At 69.8% G+C, this 25,978-nt stretch carries 20 protein-coding genes and 2 rRNA genes; 4 read left to right on the top strand and 18 right to left on the bottom strand.

The features are described from left to right. Positions 1 to 84 precede the first annotated feature (84 nt). The 3 genes from OG618_RS27140 to tyrS form a co-directional block, all read right to left on the bottom strand. Positions 85 to 3,205: ribosomal RNA gene (locus OG618_RS27140) — 23S ribosomal RNA — on the bottom strand. A 278-nt stretch (positions 3,206 to 3,483) separates the two neighbouring features. Next, positions 3,484 to 5,007: ribosomal RNA gene (locus tag OG618_RS27135) — 16S ribosomal RNA — on the bottom strand. The 16S and 23S rRNA genes sit together here, the layout of an rRNA operon. Positions 5,008 to 5,629: 622 nt before the next feature. Beyond that, complete coding sequence (gene tyrS, locus OG618_RS27130; protein WP_329492299.1) at positions 5,630 to 6,898, bottom strand: tyrosine--tRNA ligase; 1,269 nt, start codon at positions 6,896 to 6,898, stop codon at positions 5,630 to 5,632. Between the two features lie 339 nt (positions 6,899 to 7,237). On the opposite strand from tyrS, the gene OG618_RS27125 reads away from it, so the two are divergent. Then, on the top strand, positions 7,238 to 7,762 hold the full coding sequence (locus OG618_RS27125) for an HNH endonuclease (protein ID WP_329490154.1): 525 nt from the start codon (positions 7,238 to 7,240) through the stop codon (positions 7,760 to 7,762). Between the two features lie 88 nt (positions 7,763 to 7,850). On the opposite strand, the gene OG618_RS27120 is transcribed toward OG618_RS27125, so the two are convergent. From OG618_RS27120 to OG618_RS27090, 7 genes are all read right to left on the bottom strand, one after another. After that, the gene (locus OG618_RS27120; protein WP_329490153.1) at positions 7,851 to 9,830 is read right to left on the bottom strand and encodes an outer membrane protein assembly factor BamB family protein; all 1,980 of its coding nucleotides are present in this window, start codon (positions 9,828 to 9,830) and stop codon (positions 7,851 to 7,853) included. A 161-nt stretch (positions 9,831 to 9,991) separates the two neighbouring features. Then, positions 9,992 to 10,294 carry a 4a-hydroxytetrahydrobiopterin dehydratase gene (locus OG618_RS27115; protein WP_329490152.1) on the bottom strand — a complete coding sequence of 101 codons (303 nt, stop codon included), beginning with the start codon at positions 10,292 to 10,294 and terminating at the stop codon, positions 9,992 to 9,994. Positions 10,295 to 10,332: 38 nt separating this feature from the next. Continuing rightward, positions 10,333 to 10,509, bottom strand: a complete 177-nt coding sequence (locus OG618_RS27110) for a DUF1272 domain-containing protein (protein ID WP_329492298.1) — start codon at positions 10,507 to 10,509, stop codon at positions 10,333 to 10,335. 88 nt (positions 10,510 to 10,597) lie between these two features. Further along, positions 10,598 to 11,356 carry a sulfite exporter TauE/SafE family protein gene (locus OG618_RS27105; protein WP_329490151.1) on the bottom strand — a complete coding sequence of 253 codons (759 nt, stop codon included), beginning with the start codon at positions 11,354 to 11,356 and terminating at the stop codon, positions 10,598 to 10,600. Between the two features lie 261 nt (positions 11,357 to 11,617). Then, positions 11,618 to 12,664, bottom strand: coding sequence for an SPFH domain-containing protein (locus OG618_RS27100; protein WP_329490150.1), 1,047 nt, complete (start codon positions 12,662 to 12,664; stop codon positions 11,618 to 11,620). A gap of 10 nt (positions 12,665 to 12,674) precedes the next feature. Next, positions 12,675 to 13,097, bottom strand: a complete 423-nt coding sequence (locus OG618_RS27095) for an NfeD family protein (protein WP_329490149.1) — start codon at positions 13,095 to 13,097, stop codon at positions 12,675 to 12,677. Positions 13,098 to 13,263: 166 nt separating this feature from the next. Beyond that, positions 13,264 to 14,055, bottom strand: a complete 792-nt coding sequence (locus OG618_RS27090; protein WP_329490148.1) for an ABC transporter ATP-binding protein — start codon at positions 14,053 to 14,055, stop codon at positions 13,264 to 13,266. Positions 14,056 to 14,202: 147 nt separating this feature from the next. Here OG618_RS27090 and OG618_RS27085 point away from each other — a divergent pair, with 147 nt between their 5' ends. Beyond that, positions 14,203 to 15,000: a hypothetical protein gene (locus tag OG618_RS27085; protein WP_329490147.1), complete on the top strand. Its 798-nt coding sequence runs from the start codon at positions 14,203 to 14,205 to the stop codon at positions 14,998 to 15,000. A gap of 21 nt (positions 15,001 to 15,021) precedes the next feature. On the opposite strand, the gene OG618_RS27080 is transcribed toward OG618_RS27085, so the two are convergent. The 3 genes from OG618_RS27080 to OG618_RS27070 all read right to left on the bottom strand — a co-directional run bounded on the left by OG618_RS27080 (position 15,022) and on the right by OG618_RS27070 (position 19,689). After that, positions 15,022 to 15,678 carry a response regulator transcription factor gene (locus OG618_RS27080; RefSeq protein WP_329490146.1) on the bottom strand — a complete coding sequence of 219 codons (657 nt, stop codon included), beginning with the start codon at positions 15,676 to 15,678 and terminating at the stop codon, positions 15,022 to 15,024. Next, positions 15,671 to 16,768 (bottom strand): GAF domain-containing sensor histidine kinase, encoded by a 1,098-nt coding sequence (locus tag OG618_RS27075; protein ID WP_329492297.1) that lies wholly within the window; start codon positions 16,766 to 16,768, stop codon positions 15,671 to 15,673. Before OG618_RS27075 ends, OG618_RS27080 begins: the two co-directional genes overlap by 8 nt. Positions 16,769 to 17,106: 338 nt before the next feature. Further along, positions 17,107 to 19,689 (bottom strand): FHA domain-containing protein, encoded by a 2,583-nt coding sequence (locus tag OG618_RS27070; RefSeq protein WP_329490145.1) that lies wholly within the window; start codon positions 19,687 to 19,689, stop codon positions 17,107 to 17,109. 301 nt (positions 19,690 to 19,990) lie between these two features. Here OG618_RS27070 and serB point away from each other — a divergent pair, with 301 nt between their 5' ends. Continuing rightward, positions 19,991 to 21,247: a phosphoserine phosphatase SerB gene (serB, locus tag OG618_RS27065; RefSeq protein WP_329490144.1), complete on the top strand. Its 1,257-nt coding sequence runs from the start codon at positions 19,991 to 19,993 to the stop codon at positions 21,245 to 21,247. 94 nt (positions 21,248 to 21,341) lie between these two features. Here the strand turns inward: serB and OG618_RS27060 are convergent, their stop codons facing one another. From OG618_RS27060 to OG618_RS27050, 3 genes are all read right to left on the bottom strand, one after another. Beyond that, on the bottom strand, positions 21,342 to 21,869 hold the full coding sequence (locus OG618_RS27060) for a SixA phosphatase family protein (RefSeq protein WP_329490143.1): 528 nt from the start codon (positions 21,867 to 21,869) through the stop codon (positions 21,342 to 21,344). Positions 21,870 to 22,059: 190 nt separating this feature from the next. Next, positions 22,060 to 22,182, bottom strand: a complete 123-nt coding sequence (locus tag OG618_RS27055) for an SGM_5486 family transporter-associated protein (RefSeq protein ID WP_329490142.1) — start codon at positions 22,180 to 22,182, stop codon at positions 22,060 to 22,062. 46 nt (positions 22,183 to 22,228) lie between these two features. After that, positions 22,229 to 23,530 carry a CynX/NimT family MFS transporter gene (locus OG618_RS27050; RefSeq protein WP_329490141.1) on the bottom strand — a complete coding sequence of 434 codons (1,302 nt, stop codon included), beginning with the start codon at positions 23,528 to 23,530 and terminating at the stop codon, positions 22,229 to 22,231. 129 nt (positions 23,531 to 23,659) lie between these two features. Here OG618_RS27050 and OG618_RS27045 point away from each other — a divergent pair, with 129 nt between their 5' ends. Further along, positions 23,660 to 24,334 (top strand): FadR/GntR family transcriptional regulator, encoded by a 675-nt coding sequence (locus OG618_RS27045; protein ID WP_329490140.1) that lies wholly within the window; start codon positions 23,660 to 23,662, stop codon positions 24,332 to 24,334. A 97-nt stretch (positions 24,335 to 24,431) separates the two neighbouring features. On the opposite strand, the gene fabI is transcribed toward OG618_RS27045, so the two are convergent. Continuing rightward, positions 24,432 to 25,199 (bottom strand): enoyl-ACP reductase FabI, encoded by a 768-nt coding sequence (fabI, locus tag OG618_RS27040; protein WP_329490139.1) that lies wholly within the window; start codon positions 25,197 to 25,199, stop codon positions 24,432 to 24,434. 2 nt (positions 25,200 to 25,201) lie between these two features. Beyond that, the gene (fabG, locus tag OG618_RS27035; RefSeq protein ID WP_329490138.1) at positions 25,202 to 25,921 is read right to left on the bottom strand and encodes a 3-oxoacyl-[acyl-carrier-protein] reductase; all 720 of its coding nucleotides are present in this window, start codon (positions 25,919 to 25,921) and stop codon (positions 25,202 to 25,204) included. Positions 25,922 to 25,978 lie beyond the last annotated feature (57 nt).

Genomic DNA, 25,978 nt, shown 5'->3' with positions numbered 1-25,978 from the left:
CACTTTTTAGTTGATAAGTGTTTCTTGTGTTCGCCGGCGATAGCTGTTCGCTACCCGGGAACCACACAGTGAACGCGAGCGTCTGAGGACAAGCCCTCGGCCTATTAGTACCGGTCAACTCCACCCCTTACGAGGCTTCCATATCCGGCCTATCAACCCAGTCGTCTACTGGGAGCCTTACCCTCTCAAGGAGGTGGGAGTGCTCATCTCGAAGCAGGCTTCCCGCTTAGATGCTTTCAGCGGTTATCCCTCCCGAACGTAGCCAACCAGCCATGCCCTTGGCAGGACAACTGGCACACCAGAGGTTCGTCCGTCCCGGTCCTCTCGTACTAGGGACAGCCCTTCTCAACACTCCTACGCGCACAGCGGATAGGGACCGAACTGTCTCACGACGTTCTAAACCCAGCTCGCGTACCGCTTTAATGGGCGAACAGCCCAACCCTTGGGACCTACTCCAGCCCCAGGATGCGACGAGCCGACATCGAGGTGCCAAACCATCCCGTCGATATGGACTCTTGGGGAAGATCAGCCTGTTATCCCCGGGGTACCTTTTATCCGTTGAGCGACGGCGCTTCCACAAGCCACCGCCGGATCACTAGTCCCGACTTTCGTCCCTGCTCGACCCGTCAGTCTCACAGTCAAGCTCCCTTGTGCACTTACACTCAACACCTGATTGCCAACCAGGCTGAGGGAACCTTTGGGCGCCTCCGTTACTCTTTAGGAGGCAACCGCCCCAGTTAAACTACCCACCAGACACTGTCCCTGATCCGGATCACGGACCCAGGTTAGACATCCAGCACGACCAGAGTGGTATTTCAACGACGACTCCACAACAACTGGCGTTGCTGCTTCAAAGTCTCCCACCTATCCTACACAAGCCGAACCGAACACCAATATCAAGCTATAGTAAAGGTCCCGGGGTCTTTCCGTCCTGCTGCGCGAAACGAGCATCTTTACTCGTAATGCAATTTCACCGGGCCTATGGTTGAGACAGTCGAGAAGTCGTTACGCCATTCGTGCAGGTCGGAACTTACCCGACAAGGAATTTCGCTACCTTAGGATGGTTATAGTTACCACCGCCGTTTACTGGCGCTTAAGTTCTCAGCTTCGCCCGGACGAATCCAAGCTAACCGGTCCCCTTAACGTTCCAGCACCGGGCAGGCGTCAGTCCGTATACATCGCCTTACGGCTTCGCACGGACCTGTGTTTTTAGTAAACAGTCGCTTCTCGCTGGTCTCTGCGGCCACCCCCAGCTCAGAGTGCAAGACTCATCACCAGGAATGGCCCCCCTTCTCCCGAAGTTACGGGGGCATTTTGCCGAGTTCCTTAACCATAGTTCACCCGAACGCCTCGGTATTCTCTACCTGACCACCTGAGTCGGTTTGGGGTACGGGCCGCCATGAAACTCGCTAGAGGCTTTTCTCGACAGCATAGGATCATCCACTTCACCACAATCGGCTCGGCATCAGGTCTCAGCCTTAATGAGTGACGGATTTGCCTATCACTCGGCCTACACCCTTACCCCGGGACAACCACCGCCCGGGCTGGACTACCTTCCTGCGTCACCCCATCGCTCACCTACTACCCTGTTGGGTCACCGGCTCCACCACGTCCCTTTGTCCGAAGACTCCGGGCCGGCTTCACGGGCTTAGCATCAAGAGGTTCGACGTTGGCGCTTCAAAGCGGGTACGGGAATATCAACCCGTTGTCCATCGACTACGCCTGTCGGCCTCGCCTTAGGTCCCGACTTACCCTGGGCAGATCAGCTTGACCCAGGAACCCTTGGTCAATCGGCGCAAGAGTTTCTCACTCTTGTATCGCTACTCATGCCTGCATTCTCACTCGTGTACCGTCCACGACTGGTTTCCACCGCCGCTTCACCCGGCACACGACGCTCCCCTACCCATCACAGCAGGCGTTGGCCCTATATGCTGCAATGACACGACTTCGGTGATGTGCTTGAGCCCCGCTACATTGTCGGCGCGGAATCACTTGACCAGTGAGCTATTACGCACTCTTTCAAGGGTGGCTGCTTCTAAGCCAACCTCCTGGTTGTCTCTGCGACTCCACATCCTTTCCCACTTAGCACACGCTTAGGGACCTTAGTCGGTGTTCTGGGCTGTTTCCCTCTCGACCATGGAGCTTATCCCCCACAGTCTCACTGCCACGCTCTCACTTACCGGCATTCGGAGTTTGGCTAAGGTCAGTAACCCGGTGAGGCCCATCGCCTATCCAGTGCTCTACCTCCGGCAAGAAACACGTGACGCTGCACCTAAATGCATTTCGGGGAGAACCAGCTATCACGGAGTTTGATTGGCCTTTCACCCCTAACCACAGGTCATCCCCCAGGTTTTCAACCCTGGTGGGTTCGGTCCTCCACGAAGTCTTACCTCCGCTTCAACCTGCCCATGGCTAGATCACTCCGCTTCGGGTCTTGGGCATGCAACTGTATCGCCCTATTCGGACTCGCTTTCGCTACGGCTACCCCACACGGGTTAACCTCGCTACACACCGCAAACTCGCAGGCTCATTCTTCAAAAGGCACGCAGTCACGGCCATGGTCCGAAGACCACAACGACGCTCCCACGGCTTGTAGGCACACGGTTTCAGGTACTATTTCACTCCGCTCCCGCGGTACTTTTCACCATTCCCTCACGGTACTATCCGCTATCGGTCACCAGGGAATATTTAGGCTTAGCGGGTGGTCCCGCCAGATTCACACGGGATTTCTCGGGCCCCGTGCTACTTGGGTGTTCTCCAAACGAGCCGTACAGATTTCGTCTACGGGGGTCTTACCCTCTACGCCGGACCTTTCGCATGTCCTTCGACTACCCATACGGTTTCTGACTCGTCGACCGGCCGGCAGACCGATCAAGAAGAATCCCACGACCCCGCGATGGCAACCCCTGCCGGGTCTCACACCATCGCGGTTTAGCCTCATCCGGTTTCGCTCGCCACTACTCCCGGAATCACGGTTGTTTTCTCTTCCTGCGGGTACTGAGATGTTTCACTTCCCCGCGTTCCCTCCACATACCCTATGTGTTCAGGTATGGGTGACAGCCCATGACGACTGCCGGGTTTCCCCATTCGGAAACCCCCGGATCAAAGCCTGGTTGACGGCTCCCCGGGGACTATCGTGGCCTCCCACGTCCTTCATCGGTTCCTGGTGCCAAGGCATCCACCGTGCGCCCTTAAAAACTTGGCCACAGATGCTCGCGTCCACTGTGCAGTTCTCAAACAACGACCAGTCACCCACCGCCAAGACACCCAAAGGCATCTCTTCAGTGGGACCGGCATCTCTGAAGCAACAGCCTTACGGCCGTTCCCTCAGGACCCAACAACGTGCCCGACACACCAACCAGAGAACTGTTTTCCACGCCGAAGCAGTACTGACAGACCCTACCTAGTGTGCCGAATAGTCAACGTTCCACCCATGAGCGACCGTGCAGAACATTCGCCTGCAAGCGGCCATGTGCTCCTTAGAAAGGAGGTGATCCAGCCGCACCTTCCGGTACGGCTACCTTGTTACGACTTCGTCCCAATCGCTGGTCCCACCTTCGACGGCTCCTCCCCTTACGGGTTAGGCCACCGGCTTCGGGTGTTACCGACTTTCGTGACGTGACGGGCGGTGTGTACAAGGCCCGGGAACGTATTCACCGCAGCATGCTGATCTGCGATTACTAGCAACTCCAACTTCATGGGGTCGAGTTGCAGACCCCAATCCGAACTGAGGCCGGCTTTTTGGGATTCGCTCCGCCTCGCGGCATCGCAGCCCTTTGTACCGACCATTGTAGCACGTGTGCAGCCCAAGACATAAGGGGCATGATGATTTGACGTCGTCCCCACCTTCCTCCGAGTTGACCCCGGCAGTCTCCTGTGAGTCCCCATCACCCCGAAAGGCATGCTGGCAACACAGAACAAGGGTTGCGCTCGTTGCGGGACTTAACCCAACATCTCACGACACGAGCTGACGACAACCATGCACCACCTGTATACCGACCACAAGGGGGCGACTATCTCTAGCCGTTTCCGGTATATGTCAAGCCTTGGTAAGGTTCTTCGCGTTGCGTCGAATTAAGCCACATGCTCCGCTGCTTGTGCGGGCCCCCGTCAATTCCTTTGAGTTTTAGCCTTGCGGCCGTACTCCCCAGGCGGGGAACTTAATGCGTTAGCTGCGGCACCGACGACGTGGAATGTCGCCAACACCTAGTTCCCAACGTTTACGGCGTGGACTACCAGGGTATCTAATCCTGTTCGCTCCCCACGCTTTCGCTCCTCAGCGTCAGTAATGGCCCAGAGATCCGCCTTCGCCACCGGTGTTCCTCCTGATATCTGCGCATTTCACCGCTACACCAGGAATTCCGATCTCCCCTACCACACTCTAGCCTGCCCGTATCGAATGCAGACCCGGGGTTAAGCCCCGGGCTTTCACATCCGACGCGACAGGCCGCCTACGAGCTCTTTACGCCCAATAATTCCGGACAACGCTCGCACCCTACGTATTACCGCGGCTGCTGGCACGTAGTTAGCCGGTGCTTCTTCTGCAGGTACCGTCACTTGCGCTTCTTCCCTGCTGAAAGAGGTTTACAACCCGAAGGCCGTCATCCCTCACGCGGCGTCGCTGCATCAGGCTTTCGCCCATTGTGCAATATTCCCCACTGCTGCCTCCCGTAGGAGTCTGGGCCGTGTCTCAGTCCCAGTGTGGCCGGTCGCCCTCTCAGGCCGGCTACCCGTCGTCGCCTTGGTAGGCCATTACCCCACCAACAAGCTGATAGGCCGCGGGCTCATCCTGCACCGCCGGAGCTTTACACCCACCCCCATGCGGAGGAAGGTCATATCCGGTATTAGACCCCGTTTCCAGGGCTTGTCCCAGAGTGCAGGGCAGATTGCCCACGTGTTACTCACCCGTTCGCCACTGATCCACCCCGAAGGGCTTCACCGTTCGACTTGCATGTGTTAAGCACGCCGCCAGCGTTCGTCCTGAGCCAGGATCAAACTCTCCGTGAATGTCTGCTCGTAATCGAGCCGCACTCGCGTCGAGCGGCACGGCAACCACCGGAATAGGGCGGCCCCGCGCACTGCGTCCTCGCTAGTGTTTACTTCATAAAGGAATCTCCAACCCCGATCAGACGATCGAGGCCGGGGATGTCAACATATCTGGCGTTGACTTTTGGCACGCTGTTGAGTTCTCAAGGAACGGACACTTCCTTCGGACCGCCTTCCAGCGGGCCCTCCGGGCGCTTCGTTCTTTCGTGTTTCCAGCTTACCAGATGTTTTCCGCTCCGTTTTTCCGGAGTTTCATTCATCCGACCCTTGCTGGGAAGGTCCGCTTTTCTGCGGCGACCTCCACATTAGCTTATTCCGGGACTGGCCCGAAATTCCCCGCTCCCACCGTTCGACGAGAACGCCGAGCGACCCAAGTTAATGGGCTACGAGTGAGAGTTGGACTTGCCGATTGCGATGGCCGCTCGGCCGACCCCGGCTGCCTCTCGGCCCGCCGTGTGTCCGCCCGCTTCAGCGACTCGTCCAACACTAGGCCAGTCGGAGGAGGACGTCAAACACCGGAGGGCCGGATCTGTCCAGATCCGGCCCTCCATGCTCAAAACCGCAGGTCAGCGGTGGTGCTTTTTCAGCCGGCCGCAACCAACTCGATGGCGGCCAGGTTGCGCTTGCCACGCCGCAGGACGAGCCAGCGGCCGTGCAGCAGGTCGGCCTCGGCCGGCACCGCCTCCTCGTCCGTCACCTTGACGTTGTTGAGGTACGCGCCGCCCTCCTTGATCGTCCGGCGGGCGGCCGAGCGGCTCGGCGCCAGGCCGACGGCGACCAACAGGTCGACCACCGGCTGGAGTTCGGCCACCTCGGCCCTCGGTACCTCAGCCAGCGCGGCGGCCAGGGTCGGCGCCTCCAGGTCGGCGAGGTCACCCTGGCCGAAGAGCGCCTTGGAGGCGGCGACCGCGCGGTCGTACTGCTCGGCGCCGTGCACCAGGGTGGTCAGTTCCTCGGCGAGTGCGCGCTGGGCGAGACGGGCGGCGGGGCGCTCGGTGGTCTCGCGCTCCAGCTCCTCGATCTCCTCCTTCGAGCGGAAGCTGAAGATCCGCAGGAAGGTGGAGACGTCCCGGTCGTCCGCGTTCAGCCAGAACTGGTAGAAGGCGTACGGGGTGGTGAGCTCGGGGTCGAGCCAGACCGTGCCCGACTCCGTCTTCCCGAACTTCGTGCCGTCCGCCTTGACGATCAGCGGAGTGGCCAGCGCGTGCACGGACTTGGCCTCGGCCTTGCGGATGAGGTCCGTGCCGGCGGTCAGGTTGCCCCACTGGTCGCTGCCACCGGTCTGCAGCGTGCAGCCGTAGCGGCGGTTCAGCTCCAGGTAGTCCATGCCCTGGAGGATCTGGTAGCTGAACTCGGTGTAGCTGATGCCCGCGTCGGAGTTGAGCCGCCGCGAGACAGCCTCCTTGGCGATCATGTTGTTGACGCGGAAGTACTTGCCCACGTCGCGCAGCAGGCCGATGGCCGACATCCCGGAGGTCCAGTCCAGGTTGTTGACCATGCGCGCCGCGTACGGGCCCTCGAAGTCGAGGAAGCGCGAGATCTGGCCACGCAGGCGGTCGACCCAGCCGGCCACCGTCTCGGGGTCGTTCAGGACGCGCTCGGCGGTCGGCTTGGGGTCGCCGATCAGGCCGGTGGCGCCGCCGACCAGGCCCAGCGGGAGGTTTCCCGCCTGCTGGATGCGGCGCATGGTCAGGATCTGCACCAGGTTCCCGAGGTGCAGGCTGGGGGCCGTCGGGTCGAAGCCGCAATAGAACGTGACCGGGCCGTCCGCGAACGCCTTGCGCAGTGCGTCCTCGTCGGTGGACAGGGCGATCAGCCCACGCCACCGCAGCTCGTCGACGATGTCCGTCACGGTCACGCTTCTCCTTGGATCGGGCGTCCGCCCGGTACGGACCCGGTTCGGTCGGGCCCCGGTACGGAACGGCTCCAGCGTGGTAGAGCCTACGCGGTCCCGGCCATCGGGTTTTCGCCTAGGCGTCCGACCGGGCGGCTGTCCGCAGCGCTCCCGCGGGCCGCGCGGACTCCCGGCGGAACGCTCCCGCTCCCCTGCCCCACCCCTCACCTCCACCGGAAATTCCGTTGTTCGTCGGCCCGGGGCCCCTTCAGAGTGGTCCCACCGCCGTGCGGCGGCAGTGACGTGTGTGGAGACGGTCGTGCCGCCGTGGCACGCCCGGGGAAAGGGTGTGCCGAGGTGCGCAACACGCTGGTTCTGAACGCGAGCTACGAGCCCCTGACGACGGTGTCGCTCCAGCGCGCCGTGGTCCTGGTGCTCCAGGACAAGGCCGTGGTCGAGCAGGCCCATCCGCTGCGGAGCATCCGCGGCACGGGCGTCTCCGTCCCGGTGCCCCGGGTGATCAGACTGCAACGCTACGTGCGGGTGCCGTTCCGACAACAGGCTCCGTGGTCCCGCCGCGGTGTCCTCGTCCGGGACCAGCACCTGTGCGCCTACTGCGGGCGCCGGGCCACCACCGTGGACCACTTGCAGCCCCGCTCCCGCGGCGGGGCCGACAGCTGGCTGAACACGGTGGCCGCCTGCGCCGAGGACAACCAGCTCAAGGCCGACCGGACGCCGGAGCAGGCGGGGATGAAGCTGCTGCGCAAGCCGTTCGTCCCGACCCCGCAGGCCACCCTGATGATGGCGCTCGGCCTGCGCGGCTCGGACCTCCGGGACCTGGCGGACTGGCTGCCTGCCCCGGTGGCCGCCTCCGCCGCGTAGCCGCCCCGGCCGCACGGCCACCCCGGCCGCCCCGGCCGTGAAGGGCTGAGCCCCGGCCGCGAAGGGCTGGGCCCCGGACGGCCGGGGCTCAGCCCTTGGCCTGGTACCCGGCCGCTATCCCGAAGTTGGCCGAGTGCTCGGGCACCGCGACGACCCGGCCACCGCCGATCAGGACGCGGCCGGAGACCAGCAGCGAGCCGGTGCCCTGCGGGAAGTTGCCGCCGACCGTCTCCTGGCCGCCGGCGAGCGCGAAGCGGCTGAGGTGGGCGGGCTGTTCGAGGCGTTCGTCGGCGGCGAGCACCAGCGCGCCGCCGTCCACACCGACGGCCCGGGCGACGCCCTTCTCGGCGGCGGCCGCCTTCCAGCGCTGCTTGCCGCTGTCCAGGTCGTACCCGACGACGGAGATCGCACCGCCGCCGTTCGCCGGCGCCAGCGTGGTGACCATCGTCCGGTCCTGGAAGAAGACACCGGGGGTGGCCGAAAACGTACCGTGGGCGGCGTCCAGCCTGCCCTCGCCGGCGGCGACCGGTATCTCGGCGGCCGGGTCGCCGGCCGGGCCCCAGGCGAACACCTTGTCGTCCTCCGGCCTGGCCCCCGTGGTCAGCACCACGGAGGGCTCGGCGGAGAGCACCGTGACCGTCTTCGGCCGGTTGTTGAGGCCGCGCCACCAGCTCACCTTGCCGTCGGCGGTGTTCAGCGAGACGGCCTGGTCGACGGGGGTGGAGTCGGCGCAGGAGCTCGCCACCATGACGGTCTTGCCGGTGACTCCACCGGAGAGGGTGCAGAACTTGCCCTGGCCGGTGTACTGCCAGACGTCCGTGCCGTCGGCCGACTCCCAGGCGACCACGTGGTCGTCGCCGACCGCGATCACCTTGTCCTCGGTGACGCCGACCCGCGCGGTGTAGCCGCCCTTCGCATCGGAGAGCGGCTTGCTCCACGCCGTCCGACCGGTCCTGCTGTCGACGGCGGCCACCACCGTGCACGGGCTCTTCGGGTCCGGCTGGCTCCGGAACAGCACGGCGCCCAGACCGGCCTGGTTGACGCCCGCCGAGAGCCCGCAGGGAGCGGCCCCGGCCACCGGGGGCTGAACCGACCAGGTCGGCCTGCCGGCCGCCAGGTCGTAGGCGTGGACGCCGGTGGCATCGGCCCGCACCACCGCGTCGGCCAGCAGCCAGCTGCCGACCAGCGTGTCGTCGGTGCCCGGCTGGAGTGCGGCGGCGGGCTGGGCCGACCAGGCCTTGGCGTGGGCGACGGTGAAGCCCGGTTCTCCTCCGGCGGCGGCCGTGCCGCCGCCCTGCGCACCGACCATCACGGCCGCCGCCACCAGGACGCCGAGCGCCGCCACCCCGGCGCCGGTCCGGACCATCAGGGCCCGCCGGCCGGGGGCGTGGTCGGCGGAGACCACCGCGTCGGCCGTGGCCCGGGCCTTGGCCCCGAAGCCGGCGGACCGCTTCCCGGCCCCCCGCGCGTCCGCGTCCGCGTCCACCGCGGCGCCACGCCGCCGCCCGGTCGACCGGGGGCCACCACCGGCGGGCTTCGACGCGACGACGGCGGCCGGGGCGGGCTCGGGCTCGTCAGCCGGCCCGGGCTCGCCGACCGGCTCAGGCTCGGGCTCGGGCTCGGGCTCGGGCTCGGGCCGCACATAGCCGTCGGTGGAGTACGCGGCACCCGGCGGGGCGTACAGCTCCTCACCGGTCGGCTGCTGCGGGACGGCGTACGGGGCGTACTGCTGCTGCCCGTAGTCGCCGTACGGGTAGGACGGCTGGTGCTGCCCGCCCTGGCCGTACCCGGTCCGGGGGTACTCCGCGTATCCGGCCTGCGGATAGCCCGTCTGCGGATAGCCGGCCTCCGGGTAGCCGGTCTGCGGGTACACAGCCTGCGGGTACGCGGTCTGCGGATAGCCGCCCTGCCCGTGGCCGTGCGGCAGGTGGCCGTCGGCCGGGTGGCCGGTACCGCCGTCGTACCCGTGGCCGCCCTGCCACTGCTGCTGGTCCGGGTACGCCGTCTGCCAGTCCTGCTGCGGGTACCACGGCTGCTGTGCGGCGTCTCCGAGGGGATCCTGCGCCATCCGTTCCGTCCCTCCCGACCGCCGGCGATGCGGCAGTCAGCATCTCACGCCGCCCGGAGCGCCTCCTTCCGGCCTCGACGGGGCCGGAAGGAGGCCCCCTGAGGCACCACGAGGCCGGTGCGGCACGGGTGCGGGCAGGTGCGGGACAGGCCCGGGAGGCGTCAGGCGGACTCGGCCCGCAGGGCGGCGTCGATGCGGCCGGCCAGGGTGACGTCCAGCGAGGTGAGTCCACCCGCGCTGTGGGTGGAGAGCGCGAAGTGCAGCGTCCGCCAGCGGATGTCGATGTCCGGGTGGTGGTCCAGCGCCTCCGCCTGCTCCGCGACCGCGACGACCACCCGGATCGCCGCCGGGAAGTCCGCCGCGTCGGCGGTGCGGACGATGCTGTCGCCGTCCCGGCTCCACTCCGGCAGGTCGGCCAGGGCGGCCGTGATCTCGTCCTCCGTCAGACGCGCTCTGCTGCTCATCGAACCGCTCCCGGGTGTCGGGGGTGACTGGTGAAGGGTCAGGCCCTCCGGCGCGGACGGGGCACCAGTTCGCCGCCGCAGTTGGGGCAGGTGGCGGCCATGGCCTCGGCACAGTCCGGACAGAAGGTGCACTCGTAGGAGCATAGGGACGCCGGGCCGTCCGCCGTCAGCGACACCGCGCAACGTTCGCAGGTGTCGCGCATCTCCAGGGCCATGGCTTCCTCCCCATCGAATTCCGGGAACACGTCGAACGAGTCAGACAGCTCGGACAGGTCGAGAAGCACCGCGGCGACCGGCGGACCGTCAGCTGACGAGCAGCTTGGTGACGGCCACCAGGCCGACCACCACGATCACCCCGCGCAGCGCCGGCGGCGGCAGCTTGCGCCCGACCTTGGCACCGAGCAGGCCACCGCAGAGCGAGCCGACGGCGATCAGCCCGGCGGCGGCCCAGTTGATGGTCGAGGTGAAGAGGAAGAACACCGCGGCGACGCCGTTGACGATCATCGCCAGCGCGTTCTTCACCCCGTTGATCCGCTGCAGGTCCTCCTGGAGCAGCATGCCCATCAGGGCCAGCAGCAGGACGCCCTGCGCGGCACCGAAGTAGCCGCCGTAGATGCCGGTCAGGAAGACGCCGGCGAGCAGCGCCAGGCCGCCGTCGGGGTCGCCCCCGGGCCGGCGCCGGGCGGCGACCGCCTTGGCCACCCGGGGCTGGATCACCACCAGGACGAGGGCCAGCAGGATCAGCACCGGCACGATGGTGTCGAAGGCGCTGCTCGGCAGCTCGATCAGCAGCACGGCGCCGACCAGGCCGCCGAGGAGGGCGGCGATGCCGAGGCGGACCAGCCGGCGGCCCTGGTCGGCCAGTTCCCGCCGGTAGCCGATCACACCGCTGAGCGAGCCGGGCACCAGGCCGAAGGCGTTGGAGACGTTGGCGGTGACCGGCGGGATGCCGACGGCGAGCAGCACCGGGAAGGTGATCAGGGTCCCGGAGCCGACGATCACATTGATCATCCCCGCGCCGACACCCGCCACCAGGACGGCGATCGCCTCCCAGAGCGTCATGGGCCACCTCTCGTCTCGGACCTGTCCGAGGCGATCATGCCGGACGGCGGGGTGCCGCTACCAGGGTCCGCCCACGATTCGGGACGTACACCACACGCCCGTTCACCGGAGCCGACGGACGCACGACGGGCGCAAGACGGGCGCACGACGGAGGCCGGGCGGGCGCACCACGACTGCCGGGCGGAGGCGGAGCGGGCCGAGGGCCCGCCACCCGTGCGAGACGGGTGGCGGGCCCTCGGCGCCGCGTGGGACGGGCTCAGCTCACTCCGGGTCGATCTTCCGGTACTCGCGGGCCGGGTCCACCCGGGGGCGGGCGGCGCCCTTGGTGTCGGTGTCCAGCGGGCGCGGACCGGCCGCCGGGTCGAGCGGGACCTGGGTCGCGGCCGGGGCCGGGGCGCTGGGGGCGGCGGCCGCACCGCCGTTGATGCCGCCGTTGCCGGCCAGGCCGGTGAAGGCGCCGCCGAGGCCCTTGAGCGCGTCGCCGACCTCGCTGGGAATGATCCACAGCTTGTTGGAGTCGCCCTTGGCGAGCTCGGGCAGGGTCTGCAGGTACTGGTAGGCGAGCAGCTTCTGGTCGGCGTCGCCGTCGTGGATCGCCTCGAAGACGGTGCGGATCGCGGCGGCCTCACCGTCGGCGCGCAGCACCGCGGCCTGCGCCTCACCCTCGGCCTTGAGCACCTCGGCCTGCTTCTCACCCTCGGCCCGCAGGATCTGGGCCTGCCGGGCGCCCTCGGCGGTGAGGATCGCGGCGCGCTTGTCACGGTCGGCGCGCATCTGCTTCTCCATCGAGTCCTGGATGGAGGTCGGCGGCTCGATCGCCTTCAGCTCGACGCGGTTGACGCGGATGCCCCACTTGCCGGTGGCCTCGTCCAGGACGCCGCGCAGACCGGCGTTGATCACCTCGCGGGAGGTCAGCGTCGACTCCAGGTCCATCGAGCCGATGATGTTGCGCAGCGTGGTGACGGTCAGCTGCTCGATCGCCTGGATGTAGCTGGCGACCTCGTAGGTGGCGGCCCGGGCGTCGGTGACCTGGTAGTAGATCACCGTGTCGATGTTGACCACCAGGTTGTCCTGGGTGATCACCGGCTGCGGCGGGAAGGGCACGACCTGCTCGCGCAGGTCGATGCGGTTGCGGACCCGGTCGATGAACGGGACGACGATGTTCAGTCCCGCGTTGAGCGTCCGGGTGTAGCGGCCGAAGCGCTCCACGATCGCGGCGCTGGCCTGCGGGATGACCTGAATCGTCTTGATCAGCGCGATGAATGCCACCACGACCAGGACGACCAGGACGATAAGGACGGGTTCCACGGACTCTCCCCTAGACGACCAGGGCGGTCGCGCCCTGGATTTCGACGACGTCGACCTGCTGCCCCGGCTCGTACACGCTGCCGGGGTTGAGCGCGCGGGCCGACCAGATCTCGCCCTTGAGCTTGATCCGCCCGCCCTCCCCGTCGACTCTTTCCGCGACGATCGCGGTGGCGCCCGGAAGCGCCTCGATGCCCATCTTGATCTGCGGGCCCTTCCTGAGCTGCCGGTACGCGATCGGGCGGACCACGACCAGCAGGGCGACCGAGACCACGACGAAGGTCAGGACCTGGACCACCGCCCCGGCGCCGAGCCCCGCGACACCGGCCGCGGCGAGCGCGCCGACCGCGAACATCGCGAACTCCGGCATCGCGGTGACGACCAGGGGTATGCCGAGGCCGACGGCGGCCAGGAGCCACCAGATCCAGCTGTCCACGTGTCCATCCTAGGGAGCGAAGGGCCTTCGAGGCGGACAGTTCCCGCAGGTGGAGGGGCGGAAACCGGTCGCACGTGCGACCGGCTCCAGTTCAGTGGAGTTCAGCCGGATTCCCCGGGCTCCGGCCGGGGCCCGCGGGAGGCCGGCGCACGGCCCGGCGCGGGCCTCAGCCGAGCGGCAGGCCCTGCGCGGACCAGCGGTCGCCGTGGCGCTCCAGGGTCAGCGGCAGGCCGAAGCACCTGGAGAGGTTGCGCGCCGTCAGCTCGGTGTCGATCGGACCGGCGGTGAGCACCTTGCCCTGGCGGATCATCAGCACGTGGGTGAAGCCCGGCGCGATCTCCTCCACGTGGTGGGTGACCATGGCCATGGCCGGGGCGAACTCGTCCTGGGCGAGCGCGCCGAGGCGGCGCACCAGGTCCTCGCGGCCGCCGAGGTCCAGTCCGGCGGCGGGCTCGTCCAGCAGCAGCAGCTCGGGGTCGGTCATCAGGGCGCGGGCGATCAGGGTGCGCTTCTTCTCGCCCTCGGAGAGGGTGCCGAACTTGCGCTCGGTCAGCCCGGCCATGCCGAGGCGGTCCAGCAGGGCGAGCGCGCGGGACTCGTCCGCCTGCTCGTACTTCTCCTGCCAGCTGACCGTCATGCCGTAGGCGGCGGTGAGGACGGTCTGCAGCACGCTCTGGCCGGCGGGCAGCTTGTCGAACATGGCGGCGCCGGCCAGGCCGATCCGGGAGCGCAGCTCGAAGACGTCGACCTCGCCGAGCTTCTCGCCGAGGACGGACACCTTGCCGGTGGTCGGGAAGAGGTACGTGGAGGCGATCTGCAGCAGGGTCGTCTTCCCGGCGCCGTTGGGGCCGAGGATGACCCAGCGCTCGCCCTCGGAGATGGACCACGAGACCTGGTCGACCAGCGCGCGCTCCTCCCGGACCACGGATACGTCCACCAGCTCCAGCACGTCGCTCATGCCTATGCCTTCCCCAAAACAGAAATTCGGCCGTCGGTGCGGGCGGGCAGCCTACTCCGGCGGCCGGTGGGCACGGAGTGGGTGCGCCGCACGCGCATGGGCAAACCTACGCCACGCGGATGACCGCCGATTCCGTAGGCTGGCCGGATGCTCGCGACTCCTGCCGACAATCCGTACGAAGAGCCCCGTTCGGGGCGGCTGGCCGCTTGGGGCAACGCCCTGTTGGCCGGTCTGGTACCGCCCGACGACGCCGCCTCGGCGGTGCTGGGCAGTGACGAGAGCCACCGGGTGACCGGACTGCCGGGCGACGAGCCGGGCGAGCGGCACGGGCTCACCTGGGCGCTGGGGCGGCTGAGGGTGCTGGGGGTGCGGGGGCTTCGGCTGGCCCTGCCGTCCGCCGGCCACCCGCTCGGGCTGACCGGTCCGGCGCCGTTCAACGCCCGGGCGCTGGGCGCGGGCGAGGCCGTGCTGGCGGTCGGGGCGCCGCTCGGGCTGGTGCCGGAGATCGAGGTGTTCGGGCCGGTCGGGGACCGCTCGGCGATGGTGCTCTGGCGCTGCTCGGAGGTGAACGACGCGCCCCCGGCCGACGTGCCGTCGCTGCACGAGGCGGAGCGCGAGCTGGCGGACGGGCTGCGGGAGGCGACGGCGATGCTGGCCCGGCTGGACGTGGCCGGGGCCGGACCGGAGGCGCTGCGGGCGCTGGAGGCGTACCGGCGGCGGGGGCACGTCGAGCTGCTCGCCCCGGGGTACCCGCCGCGTGCCGTCCGGGTGCTGGAGTCGGCCCGGCAGGTGACGGCGCTGCTGGCGATCGCCTCGGGCGGGCACGGCGCGGCGGTCAGCGCCTCGGAGATGGCCTCCCGCCAGGCGGTGCTGGACCCTCTGCGGCGGACCGCCCGGCGGGCCCAGGTGGCGGCGTACAACGCGCTGGTCGACGAGAAGGGCTGATTTCCGCCCCCGCCCCGGCCGCTACGCCTCGCGGGCCTCGCCGTGCCGGACGGCCCAGAGCGCGGCCTGGGTGCGGTCGGCGAGGTCCAGCTTCATCAGGATGTTGGAGACGTGCGTCTTCACCGTCTTCTCCGACAGGTGCAGGCTCCGCGCGATCTCCCGGTTGGAGCGCCCGTCGGCGATGTGGCCGAGCACCTCGCGCTCGCGCTCGGTGAGGGTGGCGCCGCGGCCCTGCGGCTGGCGGGGGCCGTCGTCGGCGAGCAGCGCCTCCGCGAGCTCGGGCTGGAGCAGCACGTGGCCGGCGTGGACCGAGCGGATCGCCCCGGCCAGCGCCTCCGGGTCGACGTCCTTGTACACGTACCCGGCGGCGCCGGCCCGCAGCGCGGGGACCATGGTGCGGTGCTCGGTGAAGCTGGTGACGATCAGGATCCGGGCCCGGCTGCCCTCGCCCTTGAGCGTGCGCAGCGCCTCGATGCCGTCGACGCCGGGCATCTTGAGGTCCATCAGGACGACGTCGGGGTCGAGCTCCCGGGCCCGGTCGACGCCTTCGGCGCCGTCGGCGGCCTCGCCGACCACCTCGATGTCGTCCTGGACCTCCAGGAAGGTGCGCAGACCGCGGCGGACCACCTGGTGGTCGTCGACCAGCAGGACGCGGATCGCTGGCGTGGTGTCAGGCACCGGGGACCTCCATCTCGACGACCGTCCCCTTCCCGGGGGCCGAGTCCAGGGTGAGCGTGCCGCCGACGGCGGCGGCGCGGTCGCGCATCGAGGCCAGGCCGAGGTGGCGGCCGGCCCGGCGGACCGACTCGGGGTCGAAGCCCCGGCCGTCGTCGCGCACCCGCAGGACGGCGCCGCGCGCGGGCGTGCCGGTCAGGGTGACGGTGACGCTGCGGGCGTCGGAGTGGCGCAGCGCGTTGTGCAGGGCCTCCTGCGCGATCCGCAGCAGGGCCGCCTCCTGGGCCGGCGGCAGGGCGCGGACGCCCTCGGCGGCGAAGGCGACGTCGGCGCTGTGGGCGCGGTCGAGGACCTGTACCTGCGAGGCGAGGGTGGCGCTGAGGCCGTCCTCCTCCAGGGCGGCGGGGCGCAGCTCGACCACGACGGCGCGCAGCTCGTCGGCGGCCTCGGCGGCGAGTTTGGCGACCTCGGCGAGTTCGGCGCGGGCCCGGGCCGGGTCGCGGTCGACGAGCTTGGCGGCGGCCTTGGCGGTGAGGCGCAGCGAGAAGAGCTTCTGCGAGACGGCGTCGTGCAGGTCGTGGGCGATCCGGGCGCGCTCGCCGGCCAGGGTCAGCTCGCGGCTGCGCTCGTAGAGTCGGGCGTTGGAGAGGGCGAGGGCGGCGTGCGCGGCGAGGATCCGCAGCAGTTCCTCGTCGTGGTCGGTGAAGCCGCCGCCACCGCGCTTGTTGGCGAGGAAGATCACGCCCATCACGTGCGGCTCGTCCTCGGCGGCGTCGGTGTCGAGGACGGGCATCCCGAGGAAGGCGTCCATCTCGGGGTGGGCGGCGGGCCAGCCGCCGAAGGCGGGGGCCTGGCGCACGTCGGCGAGCCGGATGGGGCCGGTCTCGTGCAGCATCTCGGCGAGCACGCCGTGCTGGCGGGGCAGCGGGCCGATGGCCCGCCACTGCTCGTCGGTGACGCCGTCGACGACGAACTGGGCGAAGCCGCCGTGGTCGTCGGGCACGCCGAGGGCGGCGTACTCGGCGCCGAGCAGGCCGCGGGCGGAGGCGGTGATCCGCCGCAGCACCTCGCGGACCTCCAGGTGGCGGCTCATCGCGAGCAGGGCCTGGCTGATGGCCTCGATCCCGGCCAGGCAGGGCTCGCAGGCGGGCAGCGGGCCGGCGGCCGGCGGGCCGACCGGGATCCGGTCGACGGGCAGCAGGCCGGCCGGGGGCCGGCGGTCACTGGGCGCGGTGGGCATACGGCCAAACTACCGCCGCCGGGGCGGCCTCCGCGTCGGTCCACGGGCGCGCGGGGAGCAGGTCCACGGACCTAGGGCCCGAGACCCTGCGGCGAGGGGGCCGGTAAGCGGAGGGGTGCCGGTACGCCGAGGGGCGGCCCCGCCCGTCGCCGGGTGGGGCCGCCCCTGGGTGAGCGGTGCGGTGCGGGCGGTCAGCCCTTCTGCATGACCTCGGGCTCGTGGCGGCGCTGGAGGCGCGTCACGATGACGCCGATGACGATCGACATCACGATCAGGATGCCGCCGTCCAGCACCAGCTGGCCGACGTTGTGGCCCCAGATCGCGTCGTACTCGGGGTTCTTGAAGTCCTTGTTCCAGGGCCCGAGCAGCTTGGACAGGTCGAGCGTGGTGGCGACCATGCCGACGCCCCAGCGGGCCGGCATCAGCCAGGCGAACTGCTCCAGGCCCGGCTTGCTGAAGATCTGGAAGAGGCAGCCGGTGAAGACGACCTGGATGATCGCGAACATGACCAGCAGCGGCATGGTCTTCTCGGCGGTCTTCACCAGGGCGGAGATCATCAGGCCGAACATCATCGAGGCGAAGCTCAGCAGGATCAGGCCGATGCTCATCTCGATGATCGGCAGGTCCTTGATGATCAGACCGTGCTCGGGCAGCTTGCGCGGCAGGTAGCCGACGGCCGAGATGATCGCGCCCTGGACCACGCTGAAGAAGCCCAGCACGATGATCTTGGACATCATGTACGCCGACCGGGAGAGGCCGGTGGCCCGTTCCCGTTCGTAGATCGCCCGTTCCTTGATCAGCTCTCGGACCGAGTTGGCGGCTCCGGAGAAGCAGGCGCCGATCGCCAGGATCAGCATGATCGTCGCGGCGCCGCTGTTGATCCCGAGCTGCGACTTCGGGTTCGGCGCCAGCCCGGGATCGTTCGGGATCAGCACGCTGACCGCGCCGAGCACCGCCGGGAGCAGGATCGACAGCGCCAGGAACCCGCGGTCGGAGGCGAGCACCGAGGCGTAGCGGCGGATCAGCGTCCACAGCTGCGAGCCCCAGCTCTGCGGCTTCGGCGGGCGGACGGCCTCCTGGACGATCTGGGCGGACTGCACGGCCCCGGCGTCCACGTCGGCGGAGTACTGCTGGTAGTGCACCGACCCCCGGTAGCGGCCGGCCCAGTCGTGGTCCGGGTAGTTCTCGAAGGCCTGGAAGACGTCGGCCCAGGTCTCGTACCCGAAGAAGTGCAGCGCCTCGTCCGGCGGCCCGAAGTAGGCCACCGAGCCGCCCGGAGCCATCACCAGGAGCCGGTCGCAGAGGGCGAGTTCGGCCACCGAGTGGGTCACGACCAGGATGGTGCGGCCGTCGTCGGCGAGGCCGCGCAGCATCTGCATGACCTCGCGGTCCATGCCCGGGTCGAGACCGGAGGTGGGCTCGTCCAGGAAGATCAGCGAGGGCTTGGTGAGCAGCTCAAGGGCGACCGAGACGCGCTTCTGCTGGCCGCCGGAGAGCGCGGTGATCCGGTTGTCGGCGCGCTTGTCCAGGCGCAGCTCGTAGAGCACCTCGTCGATCCGCGCCTCGCGCTCGCGCGCCTCGGTGTCACCGGGGAACCGGAGCCGGGCCGCGTACTTGAGGCCGGTGCGGACGGTCAGCTCCTTGTGCAGGATCTCCGACTGCGGCACCAGGCCGATCCGCGAGCGCAGTTCGGCGAACTGCTTGTAGAGGTTGCGGCCGTCGTAGAGGACGTCGCCGCGGTCGGCCGGGCGGTAGCCGGTGAGGGCGCGCAACAGGGTCGACTTGCCGGAGCCGGACGGGCCGATGACGGCGACCAGCGACTTCTCCGGGACGCCGAAGCTGACGTCGTTGAGCAGGACCTTCTTGCCGCCCTTGAAGTCGACCTCGACGGTCAGGTGGCGGGCGGAGAAGGAGACCGCGCCGGTGTCGACGAACTCCTGCAGCTGGTCGCCGACCAGGACGAAGCTGGAGTGGCCGACCGTCAGGCGGTCCTGCGGCCCCATCAGCTGGCGCTGGACGGGCCGGCCGTTGAGAAAGATGCCGTTGTGGCTGCCCAGGTCGACGATCTCGTACCGGCCGTCCGGCAGCTGGCGCAGCTCGGCGTGGTGGCGGGACACCTGGAGGTCGGAGACGACGATGTCGTTGTCGAGCGCGCGACCGATCCGGACGGTGTTCATCCCCGCCGTCAGGTTGCGGATCATCGTCGGCTGCGGGCCGCCGGCCTCGTGCTGCGGCGCCGGCTGCTGCGGGAAGCCGCCGTGCTGGGGCGCCTGCTGGGGGAAGCCCTGCTGCTGCGGGAAGGCCGGCGGCTGCCCGCCGCCCCACTGCTGCTGGACCGGCGGCTGGTAGGCCTGCTGCTGCTGCGCCGGCGGCTGCTGCTGGGCCCACGGCTGCTGGACGGGCGCCTGCTGCTGGGCGGGCGGGACGTGGCTGCGGCTGGTGGCGGCCTCGTGCCAGGCGGGGGCGGGCGCGGCGGCCTGGGCGGGCGCGGAGAAGCTCAGCCGGGGGCCGTTCTCGGCGTTGCCGAGGTTGACCACCGCGCCGGGGAAGAGCGGGGCCTGCTGGGTCCGGGCGCCGGCGGTGTACGTGCCGTTGGTGCTCCCGTGGTCGTCGAGCTGCCAACCGGCCCCGTTGAACGAGATGGTGGCGTGCTGCCAGGAGACCCTGGCGTCGTCGAACGGGAAGTCCGACTGCGGGTTGCGCCCGATGGTGTACGACCGCCCCGGCTCCAGAGTCCGCTGCTGTCCGTTGATATCAATGACGAGTTGCGGCACTGCTCGCCTGCCCCGCTCTCTCGGTCCCCCGATTTTGCCCCCGGTCGGGGGTGCGATGTCCTGAATCCGACGGGGGGAATCATTCCAGCCCGCCGCCCGGTGGTGAAAGTCACCCCCGGTGACTGTGACCAGGCGGCAACGATTCGCGGACGCCCCCGCCACCGCCCCCGGGGCGTCGCCCGCGCGCCACCGTCCGGTCACCCGGGTGGTGCGCACACCGCCCACACCCGCTCCACACCCCCGTCCACGACGCGGACGGGTGCCGTGGCGCCGCCGGCCGGCGGGTAGCGTGGGAGCCACCATGAACGCATCGCCCTTGGCCGCCGAGCCGTTCCCCGCCCCGCAGCCCCGGACCGAGGACGAGCGCACCCTGCTCGTCAAGGTGTTCGGCAAGGACCGCCCCGGCATCACCGCCGGTCTCTTCGCCACCCTGTCCGGGTTCGGCGTCGACGTCATCGACATCGAGCAGGTCGTCACCCGCGGCCGGATAACGCTGTGCGCCCTGGTCACCCCGCCGACCGCGCCCGGTGCCGAGGGCGAGCTGCGTTCCACCGTGCACCGCTGGGCCGAGGAGCAGAAGCTCCAGGCCGAGATCATCTCCGGCATCGGCGACAACCGGCCGCGCCGCGAGGGCCGTTCGCACGTCACCGTGCTCGGCCACCCGCTGACCGCCACCGCGGTCTCGGCGCTCACCTCCCGGATCACCGACTCGGGCGGCAACATCGACCGCGTCTTCCGGCTGGCCAAGTACCCGGTGACCGCGGTCGAGCTGGCCGTCTCCGGTGTCGCCACGGACACGCTGCGCGCCGCGCTGGCCCAGGAGGCGGCCCAGCAGCGGGTGGACATCGCGGTGGTCGCGGCGGGCCTGGAACGCCGGGCCAAGCGCCTGGTGGTGATGGACGTCGACTCCACGCTGATCCAGGACGAGGTGATCGAGCTCTTCGCCGCCCACGCGGGCTGCGAGGCGGAGGTCGCCGCGGTGACGGCCGCGGCGATGCGCGGCGAGCTGGACTTCGCCGAGTCGCTGCACGCCCGGGTCGCGCTGCTGGCCGGCCTGGACGCCGGAGTGACCGAGAAGGTCCGCGCCGAGGTCAGGTTCACCCCGGGCGCGCGGACCCTGATCCGCACGCTGCAGCGGCTGGGCTTCCAGGTCGCGGTGGTCTCCGGCGGCTTCACCCAGGTCACCGACCACCTGGTGGAGCAGCTGGGCCTGGACTTCGCGGCGGCCAACACCCTGGAGGTGGTGGACGGCAGGTTCACCGGCCGGGTGGTCGGCGAGATCGTGGACCGGGCCGGCAAGGCCCGCTGGCTGGCCCGCTTCGCCGAGCAGGCGAAGGTGCCGCTGGAGCAGACCGTCGCGATCGGCGACGGCGCCAACGACCTGGACATGCTGAACGCGGCCGGGCTGGGCGTGGCGTTCAACGCCAAGCCGGTGGTCCGGGAGGCCGCCGACACCGCGGTGAACGTGCCCTTCCTGGACACCGTGCTGTACCTGCTGGGCATCACCCGCGAAGAGGTCGAGGCGGCCGACGCGCTGGACGGCACGCCGACCGAGTAGCCGCGGCCGGACGCACCCGAGGGGCACGAGGACCGGTCCTCGTGCCCCTCTTCGGCCACCGCGCCCGGACCGGGCGGCGCGGGGGCCGTTCGGCTCAGTCCTGCGGCGTGAAGTACGAGACCAGCGCGGCCACGCCCGGCTCGACGCCCTTCCAGGAGCCGTCGAAGCTGAGCACCGCGACGGCCGCGGTCGGGAAGCCGCCGAGCCGCAGCCGCTCCAGCGCCTCCCGGTCGCCCTCGTCCCCGGCCAGCACCTGGGTCAGCCCGAGTACGCCCGGGTTGTGGCCCACCAGCACCACGTCGGGGTGGTCCTCGGGGGTCTCCTGGAGGACGGCGATGATCTCCCCGGGGCTGGCCTCGTAGATCCGGTCCTCGTACACCGTCCTGCGGGCGCGCTTCGGCAGTTCGTGCGCGGCGAGCTTCCAGGTCTCACGGGTGCGCAGGGCCGTGGAGCAGAGCACGTAGTCGGGGTTGATGCCGGAGTCGGCGAGCCAGCGGCCGGCTTCCGGGGCCTGGTGGCGGCCCCGGTCGGCCAGCGGCCGCTCGTGGTCGTCGACGCCGTCGGGCCAGTCGGCCTTGGCATGGCGGAGAACGATGATCCTGCGGGGCGTGTCGGCGCTCATACCCAGCAAGCTTGGCAGAAAAGCGGCCCGGGGGCGCGATGCCGCCGGTTGCCGCCACTCTCCGGGGTGCCGGGTGTCATCGTGCGCCGTTCACCGGCGGTCGGCGTGCGGTACCGCGGCCGGTCCGCGGGCGCGGACCGGCCAAGCGTCGCTGACCGGCCGGATCGGCCCCGGCGGGCCGCGCGGCGGATCAGCCGAGGTTCTGGGCCACCGTGGCGACGATCGCCAGCAGCACCACGATGCCGACGATCAGTGCGGCGATCTGGCCGAGCTTCTTGTGGCCGTCGGTGGGATTCGGGTCGAGTACGGGCATGACCGGATTCTCCCACCCCGGTCGTGCCCGCCCGTCAGCGGCCCCGCTACGCCGCGGCGCCGGCGGCGGCCGGGAGGACCGCCTCGTCCTCGATGTGCCGGGCCCGCGCGGCCCGCAGGCCGAACAGCATCTGGGGCACCAGCAGCACGGCGAGGAAGCCCAGCGGCAGGTACCACTCACCGGTGGCCTGGTACAGCCGGCCGATCAGGATCGGGCCGGGGATGGAGATGAGGTAGCCGACGCCCTGGGCGAACGCGGAGAGCTGGGCCACCCCGCCGGCCGTCCGGGCCCGCAGGCCGATCATGGTGAGCACCAGCGGGAAGGCGCAGTTGGAGAGGCCGACCAGGGTCGCCCAGACCCACGGCACGCCGGCCGGCGCCAGCGCCAGCCCGGCGTACCCGGCGATGCCGCAGGAGGCCAGCACCACGACGAAGAGCCGCTGGTCGCCGCGGCGCGCGGCGAGGTTGGGCAGCACGAAGGAGACCGGGACGCCGATCACCATGGTCAGGGCCAGCAGCACCCCGGAGGTGCCCTCGGAGACCCCCGCGTCCTGGAAGATCTTCGGCAGCCAGCCCATCACCACGTAGGCGCCGGTGGCCTGGAGGCCGAAGAAGCAGGCCATCGCCCAGGCGGTCCGGCTACGGGTGATCGGCAGCTTGGCGACCGCCCCGCCGGTCTTCCCGCCGCGCTCGCGCCTGGTCACCGCGACCGGCAGCCAGAGCAGCAGCGCGACCGCGCCGAGGGCCGCCCAGACGCCCAGGCCTACCCGCCAGTCCCCGCCGAGCGCGCTGGTCAGCGGCACGGTGACGGCGGCGGCGAGCGCGGTGCCGGCCGACAGCGACATGGAGTACAGGCCGATCATCGGACCGACCTTCTCCGGGAAGTAGCGCTTGATCACCACCGGGATCAGCACGTTGGAGACCGCCACCCCGGCCAGCGCGAGGGCGGTGAGCAGCAGGAACACCGCCGTGCCGCCGGCGAACGAGCGGGCCAGCACGCCGGCCGTGATCGCTCCCATGCCGGCCGCGACCACCGCGATCGGCCCGAACCGCCGGGCCATGCCGGGCGCGGCGAAGCCGAACAGCGCGAAACAGAGCGAGGGGACGGCGGTCAGCAGGCCGGCCAGCGTCGGGTTCATCCCGAGGTCGGTGCGGACCTGGTCGAGCAGCGGCCCGAGGCTGGTGACCACGGGCCGGAGGTTGAAGGCGGCGGCGGCGATCGCGACGGCGAACAACCAGCCGAGGTACGTGCCCCGGCGGGCGGAGGCGGATGCGCCGGTGGCGGGCCGCTCGGTCTGCGGTCCGGCCCCGGTCCGTGGGGTGGTGGTGGTGTCTGCTGCGGAAGGCATGGGAGCCATCATAGAATGATGGGATGAATTAGCGCATCCTCGACTTGGCATGATGTCCCGACCCGCCCCAAGCCGACCCACCCGCCGGCCGACGCCCCCACCGCCGACCCAAAGCCGCAAGGAGTCCCCGTGGCGCTGTCCTCTCCGAGGCGCACCCCGCTGTCCGACCAGGTGATCGCGCAACTGCGCGCCCAGATCACCTCGGGCGAGTGGCCCGTCGGCTCACGCATCCCGACCGAGGCCGCGCTGGTCGAGGAGCTCGGCGTCGCCCGCAACACCGTCCGCGAGGCGGTCCGCGCCCTCGCCCACAACGGGCTGCTGGACATCCGCCAGGGCTCGGGCACCTACGTCCTGGCCACCAGCGAGCTGGCCGGGGTCATGCACCGCCGCTTCGCCGACGCCGACCAGTCGCAGGTCGCCGAGCTGCGGGTGACCCTGGAGACCTCCGCGGCCGGCCTGGCCGCCACCCGCCGCACCGCGCGCGACCTCGCCCTGCTGGACGCCACGCTGGCCCGCCGCGAGGACGCCTGGCGCTCCGGCGACGCCGAGGACTTCATCCAGGCCGACGCCGCCTTCCACCAGGCCGTGGTCGCCGCCGCCCACAACGACGTCCTCGCCGCCGTCTACGCCGACCTCGGCGAGGTCACCCGCGCCCACCTGCGCCACGACGTCGGCCCGGAGCTGATCGCCGAGCGCTACCTCGGGCACGACAAGATCCTCGACGCGATCCGGGCCGGCGACCCGCAGCGCGCCTCGGTCGAGGCCGGCCGTGCCATCGGCGCCTGCACCCCGCCCGACGCCTGACGACCGACGCCGTGCGCACCGACGTGCGCGGGGCCCGCACAGCACCGCGGCCCGACACCCCAGGAGGGGTGCCGGGCCGCGGTGGTGCGGGCAGCGGTCAGGCGCCGATGGCGTGCAGGCCGCCGTCCACGTGGACGATCTCGCCGGTGGTCTTCGGGAACCAGTCCGAGAGCAGGGCGACGACGCCGCGGCCGGCCGGCTCCGGGTCGGAGAGGTCCCACTTCAGCGGGGAGCGGGTGTCCCAGGTGGCGGCGAGGTCCGCGAAGCCCGGGATGGACTTGGCGGCCATCGAGCCGATCGGGCCGGCCGAGACCAGGTTGACCCGGATGTTGCGGTCGCCGAGCTCACGGGCCATGTAGCGGGAGGTGGCCTCCAGCGCGGCCTTGGCCGGGCCCATCCAGTCGTACTTCGGCCAGGCGAACTGCGCGTCGAAGGTCAGACCGACGACCGAGCCGCCGTCCTGCATCAGCGGCAGCAGCGCCGTGGTGAGCGACTTCAGCGAGAACGCCGAGACGTGCATGGCGGTCGCCACGGACTCCCACGGCGTGTTCAGGAAGTTGCCGCCCAGGGCGTCCTGCGGGGCGAAGCCGATCGAGTGGACGATGCCGTCCAGGGTCGGCAGGTGCTCGCGGACCTGGTCGGCGATGCCGGCCAGCTGCTCCTCGCTGGAGACGTCCAGCTCCAGCACCTTGACCGGGTTCGGCAGCTTCTTGGCGATCCGCTCGGTGAGGCTGGGCCGGGGGAAGGCGGTGAGGATGATCTCCGCGCCCTGCTCCTGCGCGAGCTTCGCGGTGTGGAAGGCGATGGAGGACTCCATCAGCACTCCAGTGATCAGGATCCGCTTGCCCTCAAGGATTCCACTCATGCTCAGTGACCCATGCCCAATCCGCCGTCTACGGGAATGACGGCTCCGGTGATGTACGCGGCCTCGTCCGAACCGAGGAACCGCACGGTGTTGGCGACCTCGGCGGGCGCCGCGTAGCGGCCCAGCGGCACGCCCGAGACGATCTCCGCGCGGCGCTCGTCGCTGAGCACTGCGGTCATGTCGGTGTCGACGAAGCCGGGGGCGACCACGTTGACGGTGATGTTGCGCGGGCCGAGCTCACGCGCCAGCGAGCGCGCGAAGCCGACCAGGCCGGCCTTGGAGGCGGCGTAGTTGGCCTGGCCCGGGGAGCCGGTGAGACCGACCACCGAGGAGATCAGCACGACCCGGCCCTTGCGCGCGCGCATCATCAGCTTGGAGGCGCGCTTGACCACCCGGAACGCCCCGGTCAGGTTGGTGTCCACGACGGAGGTGAAGTCCTCTTCGGACATCCGCAGCAGCAGGGTGTCGTGGGTGATGCCCGCGTTGGCGACCAGCACCTCGACCCCGCCGTGCTTGGCCTCGATCTCCGTGAACGCCGCGTCGACCTGCGCGTTGTCGGTGATGTCGCAGCGCACCGCGAGCACGTCGTACTTGGCCAGCTCCGCGGGAACCTCACCCGAGCGGCTGGTGATGGCGACCTTGTCGCCCGCCTCGGCGAAGGCCAGGGCGATCGCGAGGCCGATGCCCCGGTTTCCTCCGGTGACGAGAACCGAGCGGCTCAACGATCCACCTCTCTCCGTAGTGTGCGCGTACGTCGGTATGAGCACGCAGTGTGACGC

The sequence above is a fragment of the Kitasatospora sp. NBC_01246 genome (assembly GCF_036226505.1).
Classification (GTDB): domain Bacteria; phylum Actinomycetota; class Actinomycetes; order Streptomycetales; family Streptomycetaceae; genus Kitasatospora.
The sequence above is the reverse complement of the archived record's forward strand: the minus strand, read 5'-3'. Positions and strand labels throughout refer to the sequence as shown.

Bases quoted from the DNA above. Each gene is read 5' to 3' on its own strand.
- OG618_RS27090 (WP_329490148.1), bottom strand. From the start codon at position 14,055: ATGAGCGACGTGCTGGAGCTGGTGGACGTATCCGTGGTCCGGGAGGAG.
- OG618_RS27050 (WP_329490141.1), bottom strand. From the start codon at position 23,530: ATGCCTTCCGCAGCAGACACCACCACCACCCCACGGACCGGGGCCGGA.
- OG618_RS27085 (WP_329490147.1), top strand. From the start codon at position 14,203: ATGCTCGCGACTCCTGCCGACAATCCGTACGAAGAGCCCCGTTCGGGG.
- serB (WP_329490144.1), top strand. From the start codon at position 19,991: ATGAACGCATCGCCCTTGGCCGCCGAGCCGTTCCCCGCCCCGCAGCCC.
- OG618_RS27055 (WP_329490142.1), bottom strand. From the start codon at position 22,182: ATGCCCGTACTCGACCCGAATCCCACCGACGGCCACAAGAAGCTCGGC.
- fabI (WP_329490139.1), bottom strand. From the start codon at position 25,199: ATGAGTGGAATCCTTGAGGGCAAGCGGATCCTGATCACTGGAGTGCTG.
- OG618_RS27110 (WP_329492298.1), bottom strand. From the start codon at position 10,509: ATGGCCCTGGAGATGCGCGACACCTGCGAACGTTGCGCGGTGTCGCTG.
- OG618_RS27120 (WP_329490153.1), bottom strand. From the start codon at position 9,830: ATGGCGCAGGATCCCCTCGGAGACGCCGCACAGCAGCCGTGGTACCCG.
- OG618_RS27105 (WP_329490151.1), bottom strand. From the start codon at position 11,356: ATGACGCTCTGGGAGGCGATCGCCGTCCTGGTGGCGGGTGTCGGCGCG.
- OG618_RS27115 (WP_329490152.1), bottom strand. From the start codon at position 10,294: ATGAGCAGCAGAGCGCGTCTGACGGAGGACGAGATCACGGCCGCCCTG.
- OG618_RS27060 (WP_329490143.1), bottom strand. From the start codon at position 21,869: ATGAGCGCCGACACGCCCCGCAGGATCATCGTTCTCCGCCATGCCAAG.
- OG618_RS27075 (WP_329492297.1), bottom strand. From the start codon at position 16,768: ATGAGCCGCCACCTGGAGGTCCGCGAGGTGCTGCGGCGGATCACCGCC.